The organism is Pedobacter psychrodurus (genome assembly GCF_004331735.1).
GTDB lineage: Bacteria > Bacteroidota > Bacteroidia > Sphingobacteriales > Sphingobacteriaceae > Pedobacter > Pedobacter psychrodurus.
Genome location: NZ_SJSO01000049.1, coordinates 1 through 4,738 on the forward strand (window position 1 = coordinate 1; position 4,738 = coordinate 4,738).

Here is a 4,738-nt window from a genome sequence, read left to right on the forward strand (position 1 = left end):
AGCCACCTTCAAGAATATCATCATGTTCCAATCGCTTGTTCGATAGCATACGATAGAAGGCAGCTTTTAAGGAATGGGTTGGAGCTAACCGATTGATGACTGCTGTTCCCGAAGATAATAAATCTGACAAACAATTTTCTAATCTAACTGCAATACGACTATCTGATAAAAAACCTTTATAAACACCTGAATAACAATGATCTAACATCATTAAAGATACAAAAAATAAACCACAAATAATTGATAATCAGATCGTTATAATATGTTTTCTATAAATAAATGTGTGTAAAGATTAGCTCCTCAAGGAGAGGGACACGGAAGACAGAAGTAGCTGCATTAACTTACATAGGGTGAGGTTAGCGAATCACCCTACCGGTTTTATCTACGTTTACATCATCAAAAGGCTTTAAGTACTCGTTGATGATTACCGCAAATTCACGCCTTGTTAACACTTTTTTAAGGTCGTATTTAGATGCGAACCTGTAATTTTTGTTCCACTTTTTTTGGAGTTCTGCCTTCGTAGCATCAATTGATTTATTCCCGACATAACAAACCAGAGCAATGGTGTTTTCTAAATTTATGGGTGTGTTCTGATGATCATCTAACCAGATCTGAGCCTTGTAATAATAATCTTTGATCGGCTGCTTAATTTCATCGTATGTAACTTCTTTTTCGGGATTGAAATAGGCTTTATCTTGCTTTATTTCAGCCTTAAGAATGCCCGTTATCCCAATTTTTTGAATTGCTAGCCAATTAGAATCTATCACTTTTACATCTTCGAACGGCATTAATGCATGTTTGTAACTTAACAATTCACCCTGGATCCTTTTCAGGTTCGAAAAACTGGTTTTGGTGTCGAAAAATGCCGCGTAGGCTGCAGTTGCACCAGCGGCAGGGCCAATTTCAAACTGATCTGCAGGAATATATAAGAGGTTTTCCTGGTTTGGGATGAGTAAGTTATATAGCGATAGGAAACGCGCACCGTTCGAAGAAATGCTTGCTAGTGAAGTTCTATAAAGGTTTTCGTTATAATTTAATGGGCTTGAAGCGGCGGAATTTAAGTTTGTTATTTTTAATGTAGCCATTAACTGATCTGGTTTATCGGCCAAAACGAGGATTTTTGCCTTAATGCTGTTGTCTTTCGTGAGTTTCACTTCCCAGCCACTACCTGATCGTTTAATTTCGGCGTAAGGAGTATTGTTAATTACATTCAGTAGCTGCGTGCTATCAACCATCACTTTTACAGGCTTCTTTTTATCAGGTTTTTGTTTGGGGGTCTCTAAGCTTTTTGCATTTTCGACTTCCCTTTTCAGAAAGATCAGATAGAAAGTAGTCTCTGTTTTAGACCTGCCTTCAGAAACCTTCTTAAGATCGAGCTGTTCTTTTTGCGTGAGGAGAATGGTTTTAACACCAGATTTGAACGACTGAAAAGATGCGGCATAGGCGGCATCACCACTACCAATAACCAATACATCTGTTTTTAGGGTTTGAGCATGTATAACCAGGGGAATTATGAATGCGAAAACAAAAAACAATCTTTTCATCTGTTAATATTAAAATTTGCTGCAATATGCTTTAAATGAATGAATTTTTAATGAAATGGATGCATTTTAACTAAATTTAACTCACAAATTGGGTAACTGGATTAACCATTTAATTTTCATATAACTCCAAAACCTTATATTTTCTTAAATTGCTTATATGGTAAAAATTGTTAGCGTTTGTTAATTATGGAAGAACAGATAAGATCAGTTTTCGATTTACAACAACGACATAAATTCGAATTGCGTAAAACAGATGCTAAAACCCGTATCGGAAAATTAAAGTTGCTGAAGCAAGCTTTAGAAAAAGCCGAAACGGAAATATATGTGGCATTAGAAACCGATTTGCGCAAAAATCGTTTCGAAACCGCAGTAACTGAGCTATTTTTTACCTATGCTGAAATAGATCACGCTATAAAAAAACTGCACAGCTGGATGAAGCCAAAATCGGTTGGCAGGACCATGGGTAATCTTTTCGCAAGTAACAAAATCTATTATGAACCAAAAGGCGTTTGTTTGATTATTGCACCCTGGAATTACCCACTTCAATTAATTATGAGTCCATTGGTCTCGGCAATAGCTGCGGGGAATTGCGTAATCCTGAAGCCGTCTGAACTGAGTGGAGCAACGGCAGGCGTAATCAGCAAACTGATCTCCAATACTTTTGATCCAAAAGAAATTGCCTGTTTTGAAGGTGATGCCGAAGTTTCTAGAGCGCTGTTAAAACTTCCTTTTGATCATATATTTTTTACCGGAAGTACAGCAATCGGTAAAGTTGTGATGGAAGCTGCGGCAAAAAACCTTACTTCAGTTACCTTAGAACTTGGTGGGAAATCGCCTGCTATCGTAGATGAAACCTATGATTTGCAACAAGCAGCTGAAAAAATTGCCTGGGGCAAATTGGTTAATAGCGGCCAAACCTGTATTGCCCCAGATTATGTGCTGATTAAAGAAAACATGCTGACTGATTTTGCAGCACATTACAAAACGGCTGTTCAGAAAATGTTTTTTGAAAAATCGATAATTAACAAAAATGATTATGCCAAAATCATTAACCTTAAGCAATTTAATCGCTTAAATAAATTAATTGAAGAGGCTGTTCGTGATGGTGCAGTATTGGCCTTCGGCGGAAAATCGGATGAACAAGATTTAACCATTACACCAACGCTTTTAACTTTAGTGAATGAAAAAAATGCCATCATGCGAGAAGAAATTTTCGGGCCAATTTTGCCAGTTATTACGTACAATAATCTACAGGAGGCCATTGATTTTGTGAACAGGAAAGAAAAGCCTTTGGCACTTTATATTTTTTCTGACAGTATGCCAAATCAGAATAAAATCATCAACGAAACCAGCGCGGGTGGAACCTGTGTGAACGATGTACTGGTTCATATTAGTAATCCTAATTTGCCGTTTGGTGGGGTTAACAATAGTGGGATAGGTAGCTGTCATGGTATTTTTGGTTTCAAAACCTTTTCGCATGAAAGGGCGGTGGTTTTTCAGTCTAAATTGGGGTTAACTAAGATGATTTATCCTCCATATGCACCAAAAATGGGCTTGTTAAAGTGGTTAAAGAAATTGATGTAAAAATATTCCATGGATTCCGTGTTTCCGTGGCAAAATAATTCATGCAAAAAGCCTATTTTGGTTTCATGGATTTAGAACAGCTTAAATACCCCATTGGCCAATTTTCAATGCCAGACGTTTTCGATCAAAGACAAATCGACATATGGATTTCCGAAATCGACACTTTACCTAGCCAACTAAAAAAGGCTACTGAAAATTTAACCGATGAAGAGTTAAATCAAGTGTATCGCCCCGAAGGTTGGACCTTGAGACAAGTCGTTCACCATATTCCAGATAGCCATGTGAATGCTTATATTCGTTTCAAACAAGCCATTACCGAAGATGTTCCCGTAATCAGGCCATATTACGAAGAGCGCTGGGCCGAAACAGGGGAAGCAAAGAATGGAGATATTAAACTTTCTATAGATTTATTGGCTGCTTTACACCAACGTTGGGTTGCTTTTTTAAAAACATTGAAACCGGAAGATTATCAACGAAAGTATATTCATCCTGCGCAAGGAAAAGAACTTACTTTAGCAAATATGCTGGGTATGTACGCTTGGCATGGAAAGCATCATTTGGCACACCTTACAAATACGATAGGAAAATGAAAAGAACTCGTTTAAATTTCATGGTCTTAATTCTTATTGGCTTTTTCACCAATGTGAAAGCACAAAAAGACCCTTCAAAGGCCTTTGCTTTTATTTTAGGTTCATGGGAAATGCAAGCCGCCAAGGGTAAAATTATAGAGCAGTGGATCCAAAATCCAGATAAAACGCTTAGTGGCAAAAGCTATCGAATAAATGCCAAAGGGGATAGTTTGCTTACAGAAACCCTTCATATCAAAAAGATTGGAAAAGAGATTTTTTATTGCTCAACCGTAACCGGACAGAATGGAGGGAGGGAGACTTGTTTCAAATTGATCTCTACAAAAGATGAGGCCTATATTTTCGAAGATAAAACACATGATTTTCCGCAGAGAATAGTTTACCAAAATCACGGTAAAAATGAAATGCTTGCCTGGATAGAAGGCGAGTTGAATGGTAAAAGTAGGAAATCGGAGTTTAGGTATAAGCGGCAATAGATTTGATCTCTCATTTTACCAAAATCACGGTAAAAATGAAATGCTTGCCTGGATAGAAGGCGAGTTGAATGGTAAAAGTAGGAAATCGGAGTTTAGGTATAAGCGGCAATAGATTTGATCTCTCATTTTACCTTTAAATGAATATATTTTTAAGGTAAATTGAGATTGATAATATTTGCGTAAAGAATATTATTTGAAATTTTTATCTTAGTTGTCGTCACCCTGAATTTATTTCAGGGTCTTTATAGCAAGAAAGATGCTGAAATAAATTCAGCATGATTGTTATGATAAAAACAAATTTTAAGCAGCCATATTATAGTTATTTTTATAGCTGGCTTGATTTTTTATAACTGCAGCAACTCTTAGTGCTATCTTGTTTCTAACAGCATTAATTATGCTCATGCTATGCTTCCCTTCATCCTTTTTTCTATTATAATATGTTTTGAATTCCGCATTATGTTGAATTAGAGATAATGCACACATATGCAGCAATCTTTTAAGCTCTTTATTAGCCATCCGGTGTACCCTGGTTTTACCTTTGATACTT

6 protein-coding genes are annotated in these 4,738 nt (G+C 36.6%); 3 read left to right on the forward strand and 3 right to left on the reverse strand.

Translation table 11 applies throughout. From position 1 onward, the window contains the following. Together EZ456_RS25470 and EZ456_RS24900 are read right to left on the reverse strand one after the other, a co-directional pair. A partial coding sequence (locus EZ456_RS25470; RefSeq protein WP_205945137.1) for a hypothetical protein occupies positions 1–211 on the reverse strand: 211 nt, incomplete at its 3' end. Between the two features lie 145 nt (positions 212–356). Further along, positions 357–1,544, reverse strand: coding sequence for a hypothetical protein (locus EZ456_RS24900; RefSeq protein ID WP_131534910.1), 1,188 nt, complete (start codon positions 1,542–1,544; stop codon positions 357–359). Positions 1,545–1,730: 186 nt separating this feature from the next. Between EZ456_RS24900 and EZ456_RS24905 the strand changes: the two genes are divergently transcribed. The 3 genes from EZ456_RS24905 to EZ456_RS24915 are packed head-to-tail and all read left to right on the forward strand — an operon-like array spanning position 1,731 to position 4,191. Continuing rightward, the gene (locus tag EZ456_RS24905) at positions 1,731–3,128 is read left to right on the forward strand and encodes an aldehyde dehydrogenase family protein (protein WP_131534912.1); all 1,398 of its coding nucleotides are present in this window, start codon (positions 1,731–1,733) and stop codon (positions 3,126–3,128) included. A 41-nt stretch (positions 3,129–3,169) separates the two neighbouring features. Continuing rightward, on the forward strand, positions 3,170–3,718 hold the full coding sequence (locus tag EZ456_RS24910) for a YfiT family bacillithiol transferase (protein ID WP_225876617.1): 549 nt from the start codon (positions 3,170–3,172) through the stop codon (positions 3,716–3,718). After that, positions 3,715–4,191 carry a DUF6265 family protein gene (locus EZ456_RS24915; RefSeq protein WP_131534914.1) on the forward strand — a complete coding sequence of 159 codons (477 nt, stop codon included), beginning with the start codon at positions 3,715–3,717 and terminating at the stop codon, positions 4,189–4,191. The genes EZ456_RS24910 and EZ456_RS24915 overlap by 4 nt, the downstream gene beginning before the upstream one ends. A gap of 300 nt (positions 4,192–4,491) precedes the next feature. Here EZ456_RS24915 and EZ456_RS24920 read toward each other — a convergent pair. Continuing rightward, a partial coding sequence (locus EZ456_RS24920; RefSeq protein ID WP_205945083.1) for a transposase occupies positions 4,492–4,738 on the reverse strand: 247 nt, incomplete at its 5' end.